The 21,699-nt window shown below is 67.3% G+C and carries 17 protein-coding genes and 1 pseudogene; 13 read left to right on the forward strand and 5 right to left on the reverse strand.

Going from position 1 to position 21,699, the window contains the following annotated elements:
* Nucleotides 1-126: 126 nt before the first annotated feature.
* Together ACWPXK_RS22050 and ACWPXK_RS22055 are read left to right on the forward strand one after the other, a co-directional pair.
* Nucleotides 127-870: an adenosylcobinamide-GDP ribazoletransferase gene (locus tag ACWPXK_RS22050; RefSeq protein ID WP_454198074.1), complete on the forward strand. Its 744-nt coding sequence runs from the start codon at nucleotides 127-129 to the stop codon at nucleotides 868-870.
* 131 nt (nucleotides 871-1,001) lie between these two features.
* Entirely contained in the window at nucleotides 1,002-1,715 is a 714-nt protein-coding gene (locus ACWPXK_RS22055; protein WP_454198075.1) for an MBL fold metallo-hydrolase, read from the forward strand.
* Between the two features lies 1 nt (nucleotide 1,716).
* Here the strand turns inward: ACWPXK_RS22055 and ACWPXK_RS22060 are convergent, their stop codons facing one another.
* The 3 genes from ACWPXK_RS22060 to ACWPXK_RS22070 all read right to left on the reverse strand — a co-directional run bounded on the left by ACWPXK_RS22060 (nucleotide 1,717) and on the right by ACWPXK_RS22070 (nucleotide 5,258).
* The gene (locus ACWPXK_RS22060; RefSeq protein WP_454198076.1) at nucleotides 1,717-2,814 is read right to left on the reverse strand and encodes a branched-chain amino acid aminotransferase; all 1,098 of its coding nucleotides are present in this window, start codon (nucleotides 2,812-2,814) and stop codon (nucleotides 1,717-1,719) included.
* A 649-nt stretch (nucleotides 2,815-3,463) separates the two neighbouring features.
* Nucleotides 3,464-4,564: a glycine cleavage system aminomethyltransferase GcvT gene (gcvT, locus tag ACWPXK_RS22065; protein ID WP_454198077.1), complete on the reverse strand. Its 1,101-nt coding sequence runs from the start codon at nucleotides 4,562-4,564 to the stop codon at nucleotides 3,464-3,466.
* An 88-nt stretch (nucleotides 4,565-4,652) separates the two neighbouring features.
* Nucleotides 4,653-5,258: a GNAT family N-acetyltransferase gene (locus ACWPXK_RS22070; RefSeq protein WP_454198078.1), complete on the reverse strand. Its 606-nt coding sequence runs from the start codon at nucleotides 5,256-5,258 to the stop codon at nucleotides 4,653-4,655.
* Between the two features lie 109 nt (nucleotides 5,259-5,367).
* On the opposite strand from ACWPXK_RS22070, the gene ACWPXK_RS22075 reads away from it, so the two are divergent.
* The gene (locus ACWPXK_RS22075; protein ID WP_454198079.1) at nucleotides 5,368-6,165 is read left to right on the forward strand and encodes a TetR/AcrR family transcriptional regulator; all 798 of its coding nucleotides are present in this window, start codon (nucleotides 5,368-5,370) and stop codon (nucleotides 6,163-6,165) included.
* 9 nt (nucleotides 6,166-6,174) lie between these two features.
* Nucleotides 6,175-7,686: a leucyl aminopeptidase gene (locus ACWPXK_RS22080; protein ID WP_454198080.1), complete on the forward strand. Its 1,512-nt coding sequence runs from the start codon at nucleotides 6,175-6,177 to the stop codon at nucleotides 7,684-7,686.
* Between the two features lie 48 nt (nucleotides 7,687-7,734).
* On the opposite strand, the gene ACWPXK_RS22085 is transcribed toward ACWPXK_RS22080, so the two are convergent.
* On the reverse strand, nucleotides 7,735-8,100 hold the full coding sequence (locus tag ACWPXK_RS22085) for an oxidoreductase (protein ID WP_454198081.1): 366 nt from the start codon (nucleotides 8,098-8,100) through the stop codon (nucleotides 7,735-7,737).
* 260 nt (nucleotides 8,101-8,360) lie between these two features.
* Between ACWPXK_RS22085 and sucB the strand changes: the two are divergent.
* From sucB to ACWPXK_RS22100, 3 genes and pseudogenes are all read left to right on the forward strand, one after another.
* Nucleotides 8,361-10,136, forward strand: a pseudogene (gene sucB / locus ACWPXK_RS22090) (2-oxoglutarate dehydrogenase, E2 component, dihydrolipoamide succinyltransferase).
* An 18-nt stretch (nucleotides 10,137-10,154) separates the two neighbouring features.
* Nucleotides 10,155-11,063, forward strand: coding sequence for a TIGR01777 family oxidoreductase (locus ACWPXK_RS22095; RefSeq protein WP_454198082.1), 909 nt, complete (start codon nucleotides 10,155-10,157; stop codon nucleotides 11,061-11,063).
* Complete coding sequence (locus ACWPXK_RS22100; RefSeq protein ID WP_454198083.1) at nucleotides 11,060-11,596, forward strand: N-acetyltransferase family protein; 537 nt, start codon at nucleotides 11,060-11,062, stop codon at nucleotides 11,594-11,596. Before ACWPXK_RS22095 ends, ACWPXK_RS22100 begins: the two co-directional genes overlap by 4 nt.
* A 105-nt stretch (nucleotides 11,597-11,701) precedes the next feature.
* Here ACWPXK_RS22100 and ACWPXK_RS22105 read toward each other — a convergent pair whose 3' ends face one another.
* Entirely contained in the window at nucleotides 11,702-11,980 is a 279-nt protein-coding gene (locus ACWPXK_RS22105) for a hypothetical protein (RefSeq protein ID WP_454198084.1), read from the reverse strand.
* A gap of 314 nt (nucleotides 11,981-12,294) precedes the next feature.
* Here ACWPXK_RS22105 and lipB point away from each other — a divergent pair, with 314 nt between their 5' ends.
* The 6 genes from lipB (at nucleotide 12,295) to ACWPXK_RS22135 (ending at nucleotide 21,517) form a co-directional block, all read left to right on the forward strand.
* Nucleotides 12,295-13,047, forward strand: a complete 753-nt coding sequence (gene lipB, locus ACWPXK_RS22110; RefSeq protein ID WP_454198085.1) for a lipoyl(octanoyl) transferase LipB — start codon at nucleotides 12,295-12,297, stop codon at nucleotides 13,045-13,047.
* Nucleotides 13,048-13,057: 10 nt separating this feature from the next.
* Nucleotides 13,058-14,098 carry a lipoyl synthase gene (gene lipA, locus ACWPXK_RS22115; RefSeq protein WP_454198086.1) on the forward strand — a complete coding sequence of 347 codons (1,041 nt, stop codon included), beginning with the start codon at nucleotides 13,058-13,060 and terminating at the stop codon, nucleotides 14,096-14,098.
* 510 nt (nucleotides 14,099-14,608) lie between these two features.
* The gene (locus ACWPXK_RS22120; protein WP_454198087.1) at nucleotides 14,609-15,550 is read left to right on the forward strand and encodes an alpha/beta fold hydrolase; all 942 of its coding nucleotides are present in this window, start codon (nucleotides 14,609-14,611) and stop codon (nucleotides 15,548-15,550) included.
* An 85-nt stretch (nucleotides 15,551-15,635) separates the two neighbouring features.
* Entirely contained in the window at nucleotides 15,636-17,069 is a 1,434-nt protein-coding gene (locus tag ACWPXK_RS22125) for an ATP-binding protein (protein WP_454198088.1), read from the forward strand.
* 276 nt (nucleotides 17,070-17,345) lie between these two features.
* Nucleotides 17,346-17,783, forward strand: coding sequence for a hypothetical protein (locus ACWPXK_RS22130; RefSeq protein ID WP_454198089.1), 438 nt, complete (start codon nucleotides 17,346-17,348; stop codon nucleotides 17,781-17,783).
* Nucleotides 17,780-21,517 (forward strand): caspase, EACC1-associated type, encoded by a 3,738-nt coding sequence (locus tag ACWPXK_RS22135; RefSeq protein WP_454198090.1) that lies wholly within the window; start codon nucleotides 17,780-17,782, stop codon nucleotides 21,515-21,517. Before ACWPXK_RS22130 ends, ACWPXK_RS22135 begins: the two co-directional genes overlap by 4 nt.
* Nucleotides 21,518-21,699 lie beyond the last annotated feature (182 nt).

The following is a 21,699-nucleotide window of genomic DNA, read 5'->3' on the forward strand; positions in this document are numbered from 1 at the left end:
ACCCCGCTCGCCGAGTGCGGGGGCTCTGAGTGGCACACCATGGAGGGGCCTTCTCGCGTTTTGCCACAGCCGTGTGCCACTCGTCGGGCGGGAACTGGGGGCGTCCCGTCCTGGATGGGGTTTGGCGTGAATGGGATTCGGCTGGCGGTCTCGTGGCTCACGGTACTGCCGGTGCGTGGGCCGGATGATATCGATCGGGCGGCAGGACGCGCGATTCTGTTGGCGCCGATGGTCGGTGTGCTGCTCGGGGCGGGGGCAGCGGCGCTGCTCTGGGTGCTGACCCGGGCTGGTGCGAGCGCTTCGCTGGCCGGGTTGCTGGTAGTCGGTGCGCTGGCGTTGGTCACGAGGGGCATGCATCTCGACGGGCTCGCGGACACGATGGACGGGCTCGGCAGCTACGGGCCGCCCGAACGGGCCAGGCAGATCATGAAGAGCGGCGGGGCCGGACCGTTCGGGGTCGCGGGAATCGTGTTCACCATTGGGGTGCAAGCGTTTTCGTTCGCGGCATTGGCCGACGCGGGCCGCTGGTTCGCGGTGATCATCGCCGTGGCGACGGGTCGCGTCGCCGTAGTGCTCGCCTGCCGGGGTATCGCCGCCGCTCCCGGCACCGCATTCGGCGTCCTGGTCGCGAATACTCAATCGGCACTTCCTCCAGCGTGCTGGTCCGTGGCCGCCGTCGCGGCGGCGGTCCTGGCTGTCCCGGACCGCCCGTGGCTCGGTCCCGTCGCCGTGGTCGTCGCACTGGTCGCCTCGACCGTCCTCGTCCGCCACTGCGCCCGACGCCTGGGCGGGCTCTCCGGTGACGTCCTCGGTGCCGCCATCGAAACCACGGTGGCGCTCACCGCGGCGGTACTGTCCCTCTCCGTCTAACCGGTCCCTCTCCGTCTAACCGGACCCGCACTTGAACATCGGTCCAGTTCAGACCGGGCGAGAGTCTGGGCCACTGAAATTTTTCCGGCCGCGGCGCGCGAAGCGTCTGGGTCGGGCAATAAGGTAACCGTATGTCTTCTGAGCGCCTGTACTTTCGCCAGCTGTTGTCGGGACGCGACTACGCCGTGGGCGATCCGATCGCGACGCAGATGCGCAACTTCGCGTATCTGATCGGCGACCGTGCGACGGGCGAATGCGTGGTGGTCGATCCGGCCTACGCCGCGGGCGACCTGGTGGACATCGCCGAAGGAGACGGACTGCGGCTGAGCGGCGTGCTGGCGACCCATCACCACCCCGACCACGTGGGCGGCACGATGCTCGGCTTCACCCTGCGCGGCGTGCGCGAACTGCTCGAAAAGACAAGCGTCCCAGTGCATGTCAACGCCAAAGAGCTGCCGTGGGTGGCCAGCGTCACGGAGATAGCCGAGAGCGAGCTGACCGGTCACGAGCACGGTGACAAGGTCACCGTCGGCGCTTTCGACATCGAATTACTACACACGCCCGGGCACACGCCGGGCAGCCAATGCTTTCTGTTCGACAACCGGCTGATCGCCGGCGACACCCTGTTCGTCGACGGCTGTGGCCGCACCGATTTCCCCGGCGGCGACTCGGACGAAATGTTCCGCAGTCTGCGCTACCTCGCCGGACTCGCCGGCGACCCGGTGGTCTACCCGGGCCACTGGTATTCGCAGGAACCCAGCGCGGCACTGTCCACTGTCCGGGACAAAAACTACGTCATGCGTCCGCAGACCCTGGAGCAGTGGCACATGCTCATGCCGGGCTGAGTCACATCCGGCGCATCCACCCGTGGATATCGGCGAAGGTGCCGCGCTGGATGCCGGTAAGGGTGTCGCGCAGGGCCATGGTGACCTCGCCGGGCTCGCCGCCGCCGATGGTGAACTCGCCTTCGCCGGAGCGGACCCAGCCGACCGGGGTGATCACCGCGGCGGTGCCGCAGGCGAAAACCTCGGTGATCTCACCGGATTCGGCGCCCTTGCGCCACTCCTCGACGGAGATCTTGCGCTCCTCGACCGGGTAGCCGGAGTCGGCGGCCAGGGTCAGCAGCGAGTCACGGGTGATGCCCGGCAGCAGTGAGCCGGACAGCTCCGGGGTGACCAAGCGCGCCTCGGAACCGGATCCGAAGACGAAGAACAGGTTGTTGGTGCCCATCTCCTCGACATAGCGGCGCTCGCAGGCGTCCAGCCACACCACCTGATCGCATCCCTTGGCCGATGCTTCGGCCTGGGCGAGCAGCGAGGCGGCGTAGTTGCCCGCGACCTTGGCCTCACCCGTGCCGCCCGGCGCGGCGCGCACGTATTCGGTCGACAGCCACACACGCACCGGCTTCACGCCGCGCGGGAAGTACGCGCCCGCCGGGGAACCCAGCAGCAGGTACTTGTACGAGGCGGCTGGTTTCACGCCCAGGCCCGCTTCGGTCGCGAACATGAACGGCCGCAGGTACAGCGACTCCTCGCCACCCGCCGCGGGCACCCAGTCCCGGTCGACCTCGAGCAGTTGCCGCACCGACTCGACGAACAGCTCGTCGGGCAGCTCGGCCATCGCCATGCGACGAGCCGACCTGCGGAAACGCGCCGCGTTGGCGTCGATGCGGAAGCACGAGACGCTGCCGTCGCTCTGGCGGTAGGCCTTGAGTCCCTCGAAGATGGCCTGGCCGTAATGGAACACCATCGTCGCCGGATCCAACGACAGCGGGCCGTACGGCTCGACCCGCGCGTTCGCCCACGCCCCGTCGACGTAATCGATGGAGACCATGTGGTCGGTGAAGTACCGCCCGAACCCGGGCGCCGCCAGTACCTCTTGTCGCCGCTGCGCCGGAACGGGCGCGGGATGCGGAACACGGGTGAACTGTGCGGCAGCGGTCATGGCGACGATACTATCCGGACCGATTCGGTCATCTACTCACGGTCCACGCCCTGCTTGCCAGGTAACTGCCCGGTCGCACGCCACGCTCGATTGCCCAACGGCCGCCTGCTGGTCGGTCCGAGCGTGGCAGGGTTCCAGCCGGTTCCTCACTCCGCACCGCCCGCCGTGCCCGCGGGCACGAACCGGCCGTCGCTCGCTATCCACGCCGTACCTGTCCGCACGTGGTGATCGCACCCGGCGCTCGATTGACAACTGGTTGCCCCAGCGGGGGCAGGGTTTCAGCCGGTTCCTCACTCCGCACGGCCCGCCGCGCCCGCGGGCACGAACCGGCCGTCGCTCGCCATCCACGCCGTATTTGTCCGCACGTGGTGGGTCGTACCCCGGCGCTCGATTGACAACTGGTCGCCCCAGCGGGGCAGGGTTTCAGCCGAATTCGCTGAGGGTCCCCACAGCCCGCCGCACCCGCGCGGCGGAAGCGGCGATCACCGCGGTCCACGCCGACTCGCTCGGTCGGTGTTCGGTCGCCCCGCGCTCAATTGCCAACCCAGCCTCTCTGGCAGCGCCAGCGCGGCAGCGGTCAAGCCGACTCGTTGACGATCCGCACGGCCTGCCGTGTCCGCGCGGCACCAACCTGCTGCCCGGACGCCGACTACTTGGTTTTGATGTCCACGAACGGTGGGCGGACGACTTCGCAGCGCAGGCGGCGGCCGCGGACGTCGACGTCGACCTGGGCGCCGGGCTCGATCGCCGCCGAGGTGTCGAGCAGGGCCAAGGCGATGCCAGCCTTGAGGGTGGGCGAGAAGGTGCCCGAGGTGGTTTCGCCGACCGGCTCACCCTCGCGCAGCACGGTCTGTCCCTGCCGCAGTACGCCGCGGTCGAGTGCTTTCAGTCCCAGCAGGATCCGGCGCGGCCCGACCGACTTCTCCTGCTCCAGCGCGGCTTTGCCCCAGAACTCCGGCTTCTTCCAGCCGACCGCCCAGCCGCAGCGAGCCTGCACCGGCGAAATCTCCAGGGAGAGTTCGTGCCCGTGTAGCGGGTAGCCCATCTCGGTGCGCAGCGTGTCGCGGGCGCCGAGCCCGGCGACCTGTCCCTCGGCGGCGCGCACCTGATCGACCAGGGCGCGGAACAGCGGTTCGGCGTCGTCCCAGCGCGGCAGCAGCTCGTAGCCGTGTTCGCCGGTGTAGCCGGTGCGGCACACCCGGATGGGGCGACCGTCCCATTCGGCGTCGGCGTAGGCCATGTACTCCAGGTCCGTGGGCAGGCCGAGCGCGGTCAGCACCTCCGTGCAGCGCGGGCCCTGCACGGCGAACACGGCGTAGTCGCGGTGCTCGTCTGTCACAGTGACGCCTTCGGGCGCGGCCTTGTGCAGTTCCGCGACGACCGCCGCGGTGTTGGCCGCGTTCGGCACGAGGAAGATCTCGTCGTCGCTCACGTAGTAGGCGATCAGGTCGTCGATCACGCCTCCGTCCGGTGCGCAGCACAGCGTGTACTGCGCCTTGCCCGGCCGGATCCGCCCGAGATCGTTGGTGAGGGCCGAGTTCACCAACGCCGCGGCGCCGGACCCGCGCACGGTCGCCTTGCCCAGATGGCTGACGTCGAACAGCCCGACCGTCGTGCGGACCGCCTGATGCTCGGTCACCGTCCCCGCATAGGAAACCGGCATCTCCCAGCCGCCGAACGGCGCGAAGGTGGCACCCAATTCGACGTGCACGGTATGAATGGGTCCTCGCAGCAGGCTCGTCTCGGTCACCAGCCGAGCTTATCCGGAGCAGAGACGCCGAGTCGTCGCGGAAGCGCCGACGGCCCCTCGAGTCGCGATCTGCCGGACGCGACTCGTGTCAAGGGCGAAACCACATCGGGATGAGGGTCGGACCGTTCTCCGGGAGCGTGTGAGTCGTTCCGGTTCGGGCGAATCCGGACCGGCTGTACAGGCGGGCGGATCGTTCCGTGCTCGCTTCCAGAAATGCCGGGACGGATGCTTCGGACGCCGCCTTCAACCGATCGGCGAGGATCGCCGCACCTGCCCCTTTGCCACGATGTTCCGGCACCGTGACGATCACTTGCAGGTACCGGTGCGGGAATTCGCGCGGGTGTTCCCTGGCGAGCAGATCGGTCACCAGCGCGACGCGCTCCAGCACCCGCGAGCCCGGCGCCTGATCGGCCATCGTCCGCATTTCGGCGGCCTCGTCGGCGAACCGCTGGACCGACGTGACGTGCTGCCAGATCGAGATCGACCAGATCTCCTCGCCCGCCCCCGCCACCCAGATCTCGTCGTCCCGCAACGCGCGGTCGATCAATCCCGGCACGAAGGCGGTCCGCACGCCCGCATCCTGTTGCCCCTCCAGCACCCAGGCCGTCACCACCTCGTCCGCGCTGGCCGCGCCGAACGCCTCGATGAGCGCGTCGCGGTCGGTGACACTCGCCTGCCGAGTGGTGATCTCCATGACCGATCCTTTCGATGTGAACATTGTGCTTGCTCGCAAAACTATGCAGGCCAGAGCCACTTTGCTAGCATTTCGTCACACTTGTTCGTGTGTCGAAATGAGAGTCCTCATGACGTGCGCCATCTGCCGCGACGAACTCGCCCAGCCCGCCCGCGGCCGTCGGCGCAGGTATTGCTCCCGGTCCTGCCAGGCCCGTGCCTACCGCGCCCGCCGCGCGTCCGTCCCGGTCCGCCGCGCGACCCGCCCGACCCGGCTCACCAAGGTCGGCATCGCCCGCACCGCTGTCGAACTGGCCGACCAGGACGGCATCGATGGCCTCACCATGCGCCGCCTGGCCAGTGCGCTCGGTGTCGCGACCGCCAGCCTCTACCGCCACTTCCCCGACCGGGAAGCGCTGCTGGCGAGCATGGCCGAGCTGATGCTGAACGAGATCCCACCACCGGGGCCGCATTGCCGCGGCTGGCGTGGTCGGCTGCGGCACGAAGCGCAGGAAGAATGGCGCCTCTACCGCGAGCACCCGTGGATGCTTCCGCTCCTGGCGCGGACCCGTCCGCCGGTGAGTCCCGCGATGCTGGACATCTTGGAACGAAACTTCGCCGCACTCGACCGTGCCGACCTGGACCGGCGGACCGTCATCGCGATCTATCTCGCGTTGTCGGGCGTGGTCCAGGGACTCGCGCTGCTGTGGAGTTCGGAGCGCGTCGACCGTCTCGGTGATCCCCGAGACGCGCCCGCGCTGCGCGACGATCTGGCCGAGCTGCTCGACCCCGCGGTGCGCCCGGTCCTGCACCGTTTCTTCGGCGACGAGGGCTCCGGCTTCGCCATGGACTTCGACGACCTGCTCGCCACCGCGGTGGAACTGCTGCTCGACGGCGTCGCGGTGCGCCATCTGGAATCGACCGAATAACCTGTGCCAATGACCGCTGTTGCAGATCGCTCGCTCGGACCGGAACTGGCACGCACCGAGACCATCGGCGCGGACACCGATGTGCTCGTCATCGGGTTGACCTCCTCGGAGAACGGCCCCGCCATCGTGCCCGAGGACCTGTTCGGCGACGTGCTCACCGCCGACGTGCGCGCGGAACTGCTCGACCAGCTCGGCACCGTGGGGGCGAAGGGCAAGGCCGAGGAGCTGACGCGCATTCCGGCCCCCGCCGGGCTGGACGGGGTGTCCAGCGTGCTCGCCGTCGGCCTCGGCGCCGCCGACAAACTCGACGCCGAGCAGATCCGCCGCTCGGCCGGCGTCGCGGCCCGCGCGCTGTCCGGCACCGAACTGGTCGTGACCACGCTGTCCGGCCTCGATGTCGGCGCCGCGGCGGAGGGCTTCTACCTGGGCGCCTACTCGTTCACGCCGTTCCGGTCGGACAAGTCCGCGCCCAAGCCGGACGAACGGCCGGTGGCCCGCGTCGAGCTCTTGGTGCCGGAGCCCGGATTCGGGGAGGAGACGCTGTTCCATGCGCAGGTCACCGCCGAAGCCGTCGCCACCGCACGGGATTTCGTGAACACCCCGCCCAGTCACCTGTTCCCCGCCGAGTTCGCCTCCCGCGCCAAGGAACTCGCCGAGGCCGCCGGGCTCACCGTCGAGGTGCTCGATGAGAAAGCCCTGGAAGCAGGCGGTTACGGCGGCGTACTCGGGGTCGGCAAGGGCTCCTCACGCCCGCCGCGCCTGATCCGGATCACCTACGCGGGCGGGCCGAAGAAGGTCGCGCTGGTCGGCAAGGGCATCACCTTCGACACCGGCGGCATCTCCATCAAGCCCGCGCAGAACATGGAGAACATGACCTCCGACATGGCCGGCGCCGCGGCCGTGATCGCCACGACGCTGCTCGCCGCCCGGCTCAGCCTGCCGATCACCGTCACCGCCACGGTGCCGATGGCCGAGAACATGCCGTCGGCCACCGCGCAGCGCCCCGGCGACGTGCTCACCCAGTACGGCGGCACCACCGTCGAGGTGCTCAACACCGACGCCGAGGGCCGCCTGATCCTGGCCGACGCGATCGTTCGTGCCAGCGAGGACGAGCCCGATTACCTGATCGACGTGGCCACGCTGACCGGCGCGCAGATGGTCGCACTCGGCACCCGCACACCCGGCGTGATGGGCACCGACGACTTCCGCGACCGGGTCGCCCGCATCTCCCGCGAGGTCGGCGAGAACGGGTGGGCCATGCCGCTTCCCAGCGAGCTGCGCGCCGATCTGAACTCCAAGATCGCCGACCTGGCCAATGTGGCGCCGCACCGCTGGGGCGGCATGCTCTCGGCCGCGCTGTTCCTGAAGGAGTTCGTCCCCGAGAACGTGCAGTGGGCCCATCTCGATGTCGCCGGTCCGGCGTACAACACCGGCGGCCCGTTCGGCTACATCGGCAAGGGCGGCACCGGTGTCCCGGTCCGCACGCTGATCGCGGTGCTCGAGTCCATCGCCGCCGAGTGACGTCGCGGTGCGTCGTCCGGGGCAACTCCGGACGACGCACCGCACCCGTCAGCCGTCACCGAGCAGATCCCGCTCCAGCGCACGCTTCCGCTCCACCCGCTTGCGGGCGTCGTAGTCGCGCATCCGCTGCGGATATCCGGTCTTGCGCACGTCGTAGACGGGGATGTGCAAATCTTTGGCAAGCCGTTGCGCACCACGCTCGCCGACGATCCGGCGTGTCCATTCACCATCAGCGGCAATAAGCACTACTGTGACATCGGTCACCGTGGTCTTCGGTTCGACGTAGCCTTCGACGCCCTCGTGCGCGCGCACCCAGTCGGCCAGGTAGCGGGCGTCCTCCCCGCGCACCGAACGCCCACGTAAAGGGCCACCACCCCGGGCCGCGCCGCCGCGGAAACGATCCAGCAAACTCAACGACGCCGACCTCCTTTCCTGCACCGGAGAATGTTCACCGCCGGTCTTCCCATACTGCCAGCTCCGCGCAGTTCGCCGCCCTGTGCTACATGGCTTGCGAGCGAGTGCAAGGATGGACCGCGGTACAAGAACCACACGGATCTCCGGTGCCACGCACAATGATCGGTGGCTTCCGGACCTCCGGCGCGACCCGCACCGGGAGTCCGCAGCGAGATCAACTGTTGTAGAACCCCGTCGAGCAGTCAGAGGAGTCAACGGACATGGCCTTCTCCGTCCAGATGCCCGCTCTTGGTGAGAGCGTCACCGAGGGAACGGTGACCAGGTGGCTGAAGCAGGAAGGAGACACGGTCGAGGTCGACGAGCCGCTGCTCGAAGTCTCCACCGACAAGGTCGACACCGAAATCCCGTCCCCCACGGCGGGGGTGCCTGTCGAAGATCGTCGCGCAGGAAGATGACGTGGTCGAGGTCGGCGGCGAACTCGGTGTCATCAGCGGGCCCGGTGAGGCCGCGTCGGCCGCGCCCGCGCCCGCTCCGGAGGCCGCGGCTCCCGCTGCCCGCAGGAGGCGCCCGCCCCGCGCAGGAAGCGCCCGCCCCGAACCTCAGGCTGCCCCGCCGCGCCCGCCGCTGCGCGCACCGCCGAGGGCACTCCGGTGAAGATGCCCGAGCTCGGCGAGTCGGTCACCGAGGGCACCGTGACCCGCTGGCTGAAGTCGGTCGGTGACGAGGTCGCCGTCGACGAGCCGCTGCTCGAGGTCTCCACGGACAAGGTCGACACCGAGATCCCGTCGCCCGTCGCGGGCACCCTGCTGGAGATCTCCGCGCAGGAAGACGACGTCGTGCCGGTCGGTGGACAGCTCGGCGTGATCGGCAGCGGCGCTCCGGCGGCTGCCGCCCCGGCTCCTGCCCCGGCCCCGGCTCCCGCTCCGAAGCCCGAACCCGCTCCGGCCCCGGCTGCTGCTGCTCCGGCCCCGGCGCCCGCTCCGGTGCCCGCGCCCGCTCCGGCGCCCGCTCCGGCTCCGGCGCCCGCTCCGGCCCCCGCGCCTGCACCGGCCGCCGCCGCTCCGGCCGCCGAATCCGCCAACGGCGCAACCCCCTACGTCACCCCCCTGGTTCGCAAGCTGGCCGAAGAGCACAACGTCGATCTCGCAACCCTCACCGGTTCCGGTGTCGGCGGCCGCATTCGCAAGCAGGACGTGCTCGCCGCCGCCGAGGCGAAGAAGGCCCCGGCTCCGGCCGCCGCTCCCGCCGCGGCAGCTCCGGCCGCCGCGAAGGCGCCCTCCGCCCCGGCCGTGGCGCGCCCGCAGCTGGCCCACCTGCGCGGCACCGTGCAGAAGGCCAACCGCATCCGCCAGATCACCGCGACCAAGACCCGCGAGTCGCTGCAGACCACCGCGCAGCTCACCCAGGTGCACGAGGCCGACGTCACCAAGATCGCCGCGCTGCGCAAGCAGGCCAAGGCGACGTTCACCGAGCGCGAGGGCGTCAACCTGACGTTCCTGCCGTTCTTCGCGAAGGCGGTCGTCGAGGCGCTCGGCGTGCACCCGAACGTCAACGCCAGCTACGACGAGTCCACCAAGGAGATCACCTACCACGCGTCGGTGCATCTCGGCATCGCCGTCGACACCGAGCAGGGCCTGCTGTCCCCGGTCATCCACAACGCCAGCGACCTGTCCCTGGCCGGTCTGGCACGCGCCATCGCCGACATCGCCGATCGCGCCCGCAACGGCGGCCTCAAGCCCGACGAGCTGGCCGGTGGCACTTTCACGATCACCAACATCGGCAGCCAGGGCGCGCTGTTCGACACCCCGATCCTGGTTCCGCCGCAGGCGGCCATGCTGGGCACGGGCGCGATCGTCAAGCGCCCGGTGGTGGTGACCGACGAGACCGGCAACGAGTCCATCGGCGTCCGCTCGATGTGCTACCTGCCGCTCACCTACGACCACCGCCTGATCGACGGCGCCGACGCCGGTCGCTTCCTGACCACGATCCGGCACCGGCTCGAGGAAGCGGCGTTCGAGGCCGATCTCGGTCTGTAGGAAGGTTCCACGGCACGTATGAAGGTCGTGATCGCCGGCTCGTCCGGGTTGATCGGGACGGCGCTCGTCGCGGCCCTGCGCCGCGACGGGCACGACGTCGCCCGGCTGGTGCGCAGAAAGGTGGCGGGACCGGACGAATTCGCCTGGCACCCCACCCGCGCCGACCTGGACGAGCGAGCGCTTCGCGGCGCCGACGCCGTGGTCAACCTGTGCGGCGCGAGCGTCGGCGGACGCCGCTGGACCGGCAGCTTCAAACAGGAGTTGCGCGACAGCCGGATCACGCCCACCGACGTGCTCGCCGACGCGGTCGTCGCCGCGAACGTGCCGGTGCTGCTCAATGCCAGCGGCGTGCACTATTACGGCGGCGCCACCGGCGACCGGGTGGTCACCGAAACCTCCTCCCCTGGTTCCGGTTTCCTGGCCACCCTGTGCCGGGACTGGGAGAACGCCACCGAGCCCGCCGCCGCGGCCGGTGTGCGCACGGTGCTGCTGCGCAGCGCGGTCGTCCTGTCCCGCACCGGGGGCATGCTCGGCATGCTGCAACCGCTGTACTCGCTCGGGTTGGGCGGTCGGCTGGGCAACGGCCGGCAATACACACCGTGGATTTCGATGGCCGACGAGATCGGCGCGATCCTGTTCGCCCTCACTCACGACACGGTGTCCGGCCCGATCAACGTGGTGGGTCCGGCACCGGTCACCAATGCCGAGTTCAGCCGGGCGCTGGGGCGCACGCTGCACCGGCCCACTCCCCTGGTGGTTCCTTCGTTCATGTTGCGCGCGCTGGTCGGCGAACTGGCGCAGGAGGCGATCCTGCACGGCCCCAGGGCGATCCCCACAGCTCTCGAGGAAGCAGGCTACCAGTTCCAGCATCCCACCATCGGCGCCGCGCTGGCGGCCGCGGTGGGACGATCCGGAGACGATCGATGACCGACCAACTCGACACCAGGCCCGCCACCGTCATTCGCGACGCGAATCCCGGCGACCTGCCCGCGATCCTCGTCATCCACAACGCGAACATCGCCGCTTCCACCGCGATCTGGGACACCGAGCAGGTCGGTCTCGACAACCGCGCCACCTGGTACCGCGACCGCACCGGCGCCGGTCTGCCGGTCCTGGTCGCCGACATCGACGGCGAAGTGGCCGGTTATGCGAGCTACGGCCCGTGGCGCACCAAGTCGGGTTACCGCTTCACCGTGGAGAACTCGGTCTACGTCGACGACCGCTTCCACCGCCGCGGCATCGCCACCGCGCTGCTCACCGAACTCATCGAACGGGCGCGCCGCGCGGGCACGGTACACGCCATGGTCGCCGCCATCGAATCAAGCAATACCGGGTCGATCCAGCTCCACGAACGATTCGGGTTCCGCACGGTCGGCGTGTTACCCGAGGTAGGCCACAAGTTCGGGCGCTGGATGGATTTGACGCTGATGCAATTGACCCTGCCGGTCAGCGTCGACTGAGACGGTCGAACTCGTCGTCTATTCCTTGCACGGACGTCGGCCTCTTCGTCTGTCCCGTTCATGGCCTACCGACGGCTGCTCCGTCGGTAGGCCATGAACGAGGGCTCAGTCGCCGCAGTGCACTCCGAATTCCTCGAAGATGTCATCCTTGATGCGGCCGCCCCAGTCGATGCACTTGCCTTCCGCCTCGACCTTCGCATAAGCGAATTCGGTGAAGACGCGGTCGTCGTTCACGACCACCTGGGAGTGGTCCTTCGACTGCCGCACAGCGGCGCCCATCGATATCGGCTCGCCCGGCTTGTCCCGCACGGTGACCACGCAGTTGGTCCTACCGTTGTAGGTGAGAAAGACCGTGCCGCCCTTCAACTCGTGTGAGTCGATCACCGTGAAGCCTTCACCGCACTGACCGCCATATGTTGCTGCGGACGCGGTGGCCGGGAGGAATACCGCCGCTCCGGCAGTGATCCCGATAGCCGCCGCACACACGGCGATCGGCTTTCTGGCGTTGATCAACGTAGAACCCTTTCCTCTTTCGTGTGACATCCAGCGTTCGGCTTTTTACCCCGCACACTCGGCACCCAAACTCGGGCGCCATTGCTGCCGCCCATCCATCCAGCTGTCGTCCGGCAAACCTGGCAGGCCTGTGGTGGTTCCCACATCGAGGTGCTGGAATCGGACATCCTCGTGGGCGTACCGTCATGGTCGTGAACCACACGCGCACGACCCTGTCCGCCCGATTCGATACGACCCCGATCGTGGTCGAGGATCTCGGACTCATCGACTACCACGCCGCCTGGGAGCTGCAGCGCACCATCGCCGACCAGCGCGCCGAGGGCAACGGCGCCGATCATCTGCTGCTGCTCGAGCACCCATCGGTCTACACCGCGGGCCGCCGCACCGAGGCCGAGGATCTGCCGATCGACGGCAGCCCGGTCGTCCAGGTGGACCGCGGCGGCAAGATCACCTGGCATGGCCCCGGTCAACTCGTCGGCTACCCGATCGTGCGGCTGGCCGAGCCGGTCGACGTGGTCAACTACGTGCGCCGCCTCGAGGAGGCCCTGATCACCGTCTGCACCGGCCTCGGTGTCGTCTGCGGCCGGGTCGAGGGCCGCTCCGGCGTCTGGCTGCCCGCGACCGAGCTGTACGCCGAACGCAAGATCGCCGCGATCGGTGTGCGCGTGCAGCGCGGTGTCGCCCTGCACGGCCTCTCGTTCAACTGCAACTCCGCCATGGACGGCTTCCAGGCCATCGTCCCGTGCGGTATCCGCGACGCGGGCGTCACCACCCTGACCCGCGAGCTCGGCCGCGAGGTGACCGTGGCCGAGATCAAGCCGTTGGTGACCGACGCCATCATCCGCGCCCTCGACGGCGAACTGCCGGTCACGGAGCACAATATTTCCCGCGTCACCCCGGCGGACACCACCCCGCAGCCCCCCACCGCGACGGCGTAAGGTCGATCAAGTGACCTCAGTCGACACCCCGACACCCCACAACGCGGCCGCACCCAACGGCCGCAAGCTCCTGCGCATCGAAGCCCGCAACGCGGAAACCCCGATCGAGCGCAAACCCAAGTGGATCCGCACCCGCGCCACCATGGGCCCCGAGTACTCCGAACTCAAGGGCTTGGTGAAACGTGAGGGCTTGCACACGGTGTGCGAAGAAGCAGGCTGCCCCAACATCTTCGAATGCTGGGAAGACCGCGAGGCCACCTTCCTCATCGGCGGTGAACAGTGCACCCGCCGCTGCGACTTCTGCCAGATCGACACCGGCAAGCCCGCCGCTCTCGACCGCGACGAACCCCGCCGCGTCGCCGAAAGCGTCCAGGCCATGGGCCTGCGCTACTCCACCATCACCGGCGTCGCCCGCGACGATCTGGAAGACGGCGGCGCCTGGCTCTACGCCGAAACCGTCCGCGCCATCAAGCGTTTGAACCCCCACACCGGCGTCGAACTGCTGATCCCCGACTTCAACGCCGACCCCGGCCAACTCGCCGAGGTCTTCTCCGCCCGCCCGGAAGTACTGGCGCACAACCTCGAAACGGTCCCGCGCATCTTCAAGCGCATCCGCCCCGCCTTCCGCTACGAGCGCTCCCTCGCGGTCCTGACCGCCGCCCGCGAAGCCGGATTGGTCACCAAGTCCAACCTCATTCTCGGCATGGGCGAAACCCCCGAGGAAGTCACCCAGGCCATGCGTGACCTCCACGAGGCAGGCTGCGACATCCTCACCATCACCCAATACCTGCGCCCCTCTCCCCGTCACCACCCGGTCGACCGCTGGGTGAAGCCGGAAGAGTTCGTCGAGCACTCCAAGGTGGCCGAGGAAATCGGCTTCGCAGGTGTCATGGCGGGCCCCCTGGTCCGCTCGTCCTATCGAGCAGGCCGGTTGTACGCCCAGGCGATGGCGCACCACGGCCGGGAAATCGCGCCGGAAATGGCTCACCTCGCCGAGGAAGGCACCGCCTCGCAAGAGGCCAGCTCCGTGTTGGCCCGTTTCGGCTCCTGACCGCTTACTGAACAGTTTCGGCCCTCGCGCGCACTCTTCATGCGCGAGGGCCGACGCATGTCCGGCTGACTACGCGCGGCGCGTGGATCCGCGGCACTGCCGCACAACCATTCGCTGCCGCGAGTTTTCTCGGTGACACTGCGACCGCGAAGAACAGCGTCACTGTGACGCGGCGCGATCCGGGTCCGCCATCGAGGTCGTGCACCGTACTGCTCGCTCGGATGCATTTCGTATAGCGCAGCACGGCTTCGCGGTTGGGGTGGTCGGTTCTCAGGACGTGGCGCGTGCCGCGGTGTTGTGGTGAGCACCAGCGGCGACGGGGATGGGCGGGTCGCTCGACACCGGCCACTCCGCCTTGGAAAACCCTCTGGCCGAGCTCGGCCCGCTCATCGCTGATTTTCTCGATCAGCTGCCGGGGTCGGCGCTGTGAGTCCGACCACAGCGCATCACGTCGCCGGGCAGTAGTTCGTCCATTAATCGAGACCAACTCAGCCAACCATGGAGTGCACCATGAGGATCAGTATCTGGGCCCGCCGACTCGCCCTCGGACTCGCCGCCGTCGTCGCCGCGCTATTCGCGATCGCGCTGCCGGCGGCCTACGCCTGGAACCCGCCGGGCTCGCCCGACCGTCCGGCCTACCTCGACCGCATCGATTCCCGTTATGCCGAGACCGATCTGGCCCGATTCCATTACACGGTGACCGGTCAGGGATCGCCGGTCGTGCTCATCGCGGGTGGTGGGCTGTGGCAGTACTCGTGGCGCGACGTGATTCCCGCGCTGGCGCGGCAGCACACCGTCTATGCGGTCGATCTGCCCAGCCAGGGCTTTACCGAACTGCGCCGTCCCGGCTTCGCGTTCGATCTGCCGTCCATGGCCGAGGCCATCGGCACCTTCTTCGACGCCGTCGGCCTGAATCACGCTGCCCTGGTGGGTCACTCGTGGGGCGGCGCGTGGAGCCTGTACTTCGCCGAGCAGCACCCCGAGCGAGTCGACCGGTTGGCCCTGCTCGATTCGCCGGGCCTCAACGCCGAAAAGGCCCCCGTCACACCTCTGTTCCAGACGCCGATACTCGGCGAGCTCGCCACGAAACTCACCACCCGCGACTTCTATGCCGACAGCATCCGCGGCACGTTCCACCACAAGGACCTCGTCACCGACGAAATGATCGACGAATTGTGGCCGCCGTTCTCGCGCCCCGACAACCGCGACGGCTTCCTCGCACTCTGGCGCAACCTCGACTACCGCCGCACCGACGCCGACCTGGCCAGGGTGACCGCCCCGACCCTGGTCCTGTGGGGCGGCGCCGACGAATGGCTGCCTGCCACCCAGGCCGAACGCCTGGCCGCACGAATCCCGAACGCCACCGCCACGGTACTGCCCGGTTGCGGTCACACCGTGCACGAGGATTGCCCGACCGAGACCATTCCGCTGCTCGAGAATTTCCTCGGCTGAACCGAGAAACACCGGAGGACTGGGCGGCCGCGCGGATAAACTAAGATTGGATCTTAGTAAGATACAGCCTTAGTTTAGGAGCCGGATGGAGTTCACAGGAAGATCCGCCGACCTCAACCTGCTCATTCGTCAGCTGGACTCGGTGATCGACGGCACCGGCACCACCCGGGGCCGTGCGGTCATAGTGACCGGTCGCCGACGGGTCGGAAAATCACGGCTCGTCCAGGAATTCTGTGATCGGTCGAACCGCGCCTACCTGGTCTTCCAGGCAACGCGCGGCCGCAACCCAGTCTCCGAGCGGGAGGAGTTCACCGCCACGGTCGCTCAGTCCGCGTTTGGGAGCGCAGAACTGGTCAGCGGGTTGCAGGCCGGCGACTGGAATCAAGCTCTTCGGTCCCTTGCGATCGCCTTGCCAGATGACGCGCCCTGTATCGCGGTTATCGATGAGGTGCCGTGGCTGGTCGAACAGGATCCGGAGTTCGAAGGCGCGTTGCAGACCGTATGGGATCGCCACCTGTCGGCCAAGCCGGTACTTCTCGTCCTGGTCGGCAGCGACATCTCGGTCATGGAGGCGCTCGGATCCCGCGACCGTCCGTTCTTCGGACGCGCGACGAAAATGACCGTCGAACCACTGCACCTAGCCGATGTGCAGGCCATGACCGGCCTCAATGCCGCCGAAAGCGTCGACGCGCTGTTGATCACCGGCGGGTTCCCTGAGATCGTCAGCTCGTGGCGCCCAGGAATGAGCCGAACCGACTTTCTGCGCGACGCAGCTGCGAACCCGCTGGCTCCCTTGCTTGTGGCGGGCGAGCTGTCGCTGCTCGGCGAGTTCCCGGAGGGAATGCGCTCGCGCGCGGTCCTCGAAGCCATCGGCAGCGGCGAACGAACCTTCAGCACCATCGCCGCACAAGCCGGTGGCGCGAACGCACTGCCAGCAGGCACCCTCAATCCACTACTGAACATGTTGCAGGCCAAGCGAATCGTTGCGAGCGATCTTCCGCTGTCCACCAAGCCGGACACGAAGAACAAGCGCTATCGAATCGCCGACTCCTATCTCCGGTTCTGGCTGGCCTTCCTGCAACGCGGCATCCCACTCATCGAACGCGGCCGTGGCGATGTCGCGCTGACCCGCATCGAACGCTCATGGACCACATGGCGCGGACGTGCTATCGAACCGTTGGTCCGCGAATCCCTGATGCGTCTGCTGCCTGATGAACGGTGGCCGGAAACCGAGGCGGTCGGCGGCTGGTGGAACCGACAGAACAATCCCGAAATCGACCTTGTCGGCGCCGATCGCGAACCCGTTGCCAGGGCAATACATTTCGTCGGCTCCATCAAGTGGCTCGAAGACCGGCCCTTCGACCGTCATGACTATGACAACCTTGCCCGCTCGCTGCTTGCGGTGCCCGGAACCGATCACGAAACCCGACTCGTTGCTGTCTCCCGATCCGGTATCGCAGAGAACTTGCCGCTGGCAATGTACTGGGGGCCAGAAGAACTCGTCCGGGCATGGCAGTGATCTGCTGCGCTGATCACTGCGCGCGACCGAATGAGACGGCTGGCGCAACATCTGCGTCACTTCCACAGCCGACCGCACGGCAGCGGCCGCAGATTCGAGTGAATGTTGTCGTCGATAATGACCAGCGATACTCGGGAATCCTTGGCAGCCCATCACGAATCTTACAGTGTCACATCACGTTTCGACTGGATGCACAGATCTACATGGTTGTAGAGTCCAGTCTGGACGCAGCCCACTCTGGGCATGGAGCGCGCACAGACGAGGATCGGGGGGAGCATGGCATTCGCCGACGACCGCTGGCTGATACGGGTTCAGAGTGGCGGCGACACGCTACGAGCGGAGCGACTGACGCGCACGCTGCGCGACGAACTCGATACGGCCGAGGGTATCGCCGCTGGATTCATGGAAGGCACCACAGCGCCAGCCACAGGGAACCGCAAGGGCGGTGTCGGCAGTGATCTGGTCCTGTGGGCCTCCGTCGCCACTCCTGCCGCGGCCGCCGGGGCGCGAATCCTGGTCACGTTGATCAGAGAGTGGTGCGCGCGCGATCGGCATCGAAGAGTCGAACTCACTTACAAAGGAAACTCGGCAATCATCGTCGGCCAGTCCGGTGATCAGCTCCAGCAGATCATCGACCTGTTCGCGACCGACGCCCCGGGAAATGCGAACGATTCCGACGGTCCGACGGGCGGCCAGGAAGTCGAAACACCGTGACCGGCGTCCTTCGACGCAGAGCCCTACTGATCGGCAATGAGCACTACCTCGATCATCGCTTCGCGCCGTTGCCGTCCGTACGGGCCGACGTCTCGCTGTTGGGACAGGTGCTGTCGAACCGGCAGATCGGTGCCTTCACCGAGGTGCGTCCGGTTGCCGATTGCACCGCCGAACGGATGTGCAACGAGATCGGGGAGTTCCTCGAAAGTTGCGATGAGGACGAGCTGGCGCTGGTGTACATCTCGGGCCATGGCACCCGGCTGGTGCAGTCGAACGGAGAATTCCAGTTCATTGCCACAGACAGTGATTTCGATAACGTCGCCACGACCGCTGTCGGTGCCGGCTTCGTCAACACCCAGCTCGAGCAGTGTGTGGCCCCGCAGAAGCTCCTGATGATCGACTGCTGCCGTAGCGGCGGTTTCGCACTCGGACTCCGGACAGACGACCGAACGGCAAAGGGCGGCATTGAATCTCGCGAAAGGGCGCCGGTTGAAGGGCGCGGCGTCTTCGTGTTGTCGTCCTCGCGCGCCGATGAAGACTCCTTCGCTGGTTCTCCCGACGCCGCAGTGATTTCGCCCTCGGTTTTCACCGGCGAAATCGTCGAGGCGCTTCGCAAAGGGGATGCGGCCAAGCCGGAAACCGGCGAAGTGACGGTCGACGACCTGTTCGACTACGTCAACCAGCGTATGCGGGCGCGGGCCGCGCAGGTTCCGGTCAAGTCCGCTGTGCTTGTCGACGATCGCATCGTCATTGCGTCGCGCCCACAAGGCCCACCTACCTTGACATCGGTTCCCCGGCACACCGCTGGCGATTCGGCTCCCGAACCGGGGGAAGTCAAAACACCGCCGCAGCCGACGTGGCACCAACTATTCGCGTACTACCGGAGGTGTTTGAGTACCGGTCACAGCACGATGCCGACGTTGTCGGTCGACGACCATGGTGTGTCCCACGTGTGCTTGGTCGGGTCCGAGAAGTTCCTGTCTGGGTCCCTCGATGCCGACCATCGTGTCGCGGTGCCTGCCGAGGCAGTACATCTGGTCGACCAGGCAACCGCGGCGGATGACGAACTGTGGGCGGGCTATCCAGCCGTGGTCCTGCAAAATCAGACGAGGTCCCGCAAACGCACTCGGCGCAGGTTCGCCCCGCTGCTCGTCCGGCGGGTCGAGGTCGTTCCCGCTGAGCACGGTGTGCGGCTCGAGCCGACCGGACCGGTGGTCGTTCATCCTGGCCTCATAGAGGAACGGCTGGGCGAGGGCACGGCCAACGCCTTCAACGAACAGTATCGCCCGACCTGGCATGCCGGTCAGCACGCCCTGATGGCGAACGACATCGGAAAGGTGCTGACCCAGGAGCTCGAGATCGAGTGCGTACAGAAACTCCGGCCCGATCAACTGGCTGATCACATCGATGCCGATATCCCACAAGACGGAGCCAGGAATGCCGCGGTGCTGTTCCGCGTGCCCCGCAGCGGCAGCCCCACAACCAAGCTCCTGGACGACTTCGACAGCATTGAGCAGCAGGTCGACAAGATCCAAGGCACCGCTCTCGCAGCTCTGTCGCCCAAGCCCATGGAACGCGCCGCACACCAGGCCGAGACCAGACCCTTCCAACTGGCTACCCCGTTGCCGTGCAATGAAGCTCAAGAAGCGGTACTACGATCGGCGATGTCGCAACGCTTGACCATCGCTACCGGGCCACCCGGCACAGGCAAGAGCCAGCTGGTCACAAACCTTGTCGCGACAGCCGTTACCAACAACCAGACCATTCTTGTCGCGTCCACCAACAACCAAGCCGTCGATGAGGTCTGGGACCGGTGTAGGAAGTTGTCACCGGGGAGCATTATCCGCACCGGCAATGTCGAGTATCGGAAGGCCACCGACGAATCGCTGCGCTCTCTGCTCAAGGCTCCGGTGCCCGAAGGAACTCCGGCGACAACGGCCATGGCCCTGCGCCATGCCGGGCAGTTGCTCAGCACTCAGCGCGTACTCCTACACGACATTGCCGAACTGGAACTTGCATTACTCAATGCCGGCCGGGCGCGGGAATTACACGCCGCGCGATTGCGGCTGCCGGTTGCCGACTTGACTTCGCGGCTCGCGCGAACTCACCCGGGCTCGGTCGCCCGAAAAGCGAAGCGGGTAAGCAGGGCGCGATTGTTTCCTGCGACACGGCAGGGCCGGTTGCTTCGCCGCTGGGGAATACCCGAGTCGGACCTGCCCGCAGCGGAGCGCTGCCTGGCACTCGCCGAATTCGCCCTCGCCGAAGACCATTGGCGCGCCCTGCGTGGCCGGATCGACAACGTGCCTGAGGATGCCGAGCTCCTCAATGGGTTTCGAGCTGCCGAGTACGCAGTTCGCGAAGCATCGATGACATCGCTCGACCACGCTGTGCGCTCGAATGCCAGCCGTGGACACCGCGCGATCGCCGACCTCGTCGATGCCAATGCGGACGGGCGAGCCTGGCGAGCAATCAAGGCTGCGCTTCCGGTAGTCCCTGCATGGGCAGTGAGCACGCTCTCGGCGAGGTATTTCACGCCGGCACCCGCCCTGTTCGACCTGGTTGTCATCGATGAGGCCAGTCAGTGCTCGATACCGCAGATTTTGCCGCTGCTTTTCCGGGCTCGCCGGGCACTGATCATCGGCGACCCGATGCAGTTGCCGCATATCGCCGAACTCGACGCCGACGAGGAGGCCCGGGCTGCACGAAGCTCCGATGTGAGTCTTGCCTGGCTGGAGAGCCACCGTATGTCTTACCGCAGACACTCCGCCTTCCGCGCCGGTGAGCGGGCCGCGGGCGGCCATCTCCTGCTCGACGAGCATTTCCGGTGCCACCCGAGCATCGCCGAACTGGTCAATGGCTTGTTCTACAACGGCCAACTCACCGTGATGACAGATATCCGGGGGCGTCCCACCATCGCCGACCGCGCCCCGATCCACTGGGCCCACGTCGCTGGAGCTGCGGAGCAACCAATGTCCGGCAAGTCCTGGATCAATCGGGCCGAAGTGAACATGGTGGTCACCGCCGTGGAGTTTCTGCTCGAGCCGGGAAGGATGGCAGAGGGCACCACGGTCGGAGTGGTAACGCCGTTCAAGGCGCAGGCCGACATAATCCGACAGCGACTCGGCCAGGGCTTCGAGCACGTCAGAGTCGGAACCGTACACACCTTCCAGGGCGGCGAATGCGACATCATGTTCTATTCGCTAGTTGCCGCGCCCGAGATGCCTTCCGGCTCGATCAAGTGGATCGACGACCAACTCAATCTGTGGAATGTAGCCATCACTCGCGCACGCTCACACCTCGTTATGGTCGGCAACCGCGACCTGTGGTCGAGACGTCGAATCGGTGCCGCTCTGTTGGACTCCGCCGGCAACGGGGCCGAACCAACCGGCGACACGATATTCGATGACCTTTACGACCGCCTATTCGACCTCGCCGGACGTCGGCCAGGGTCGAAGGTCGAACTTCAGGAAATCGTTTGCGGACATCGCACCGACGCGGTGATCCACTGGGACGACGACTCGAAGACGGCGATCATGGTGGATACGGGAGTCGCCGACGGACGCGACCACGCCCGCCACCTGCGATTGATGCTCACCCGCCGAGAACTGCGAGAGGACAGCGCAGACCGCATCGCTTCGATTCGGCTGCCCGCATGGCGTCTCTACGACGCTGATCGCGACGGAGACGGTGCCGCGGGACCCGGAGAAAAATCCGCTCGACGCGGTCGCTGGTGACATGCTCACCGATCGACAGCTCACCCCGTACAGGCGAGCTCGATTGCTGACGAAACCCCGGGTGATGCGCAGCCGGCATGCGGCTTCTTCCGGAGGCGGGTATCCGCCTGAGCAGTAGGTGTCCGGAAGACCGGAAGCTCATGTACCCACGTCAATGAGTACCTGTAACAGTCCGTTCGAGG

Source organism: Nocardia sp. Marseille-Q1738 (assembly GCF_965283145.1).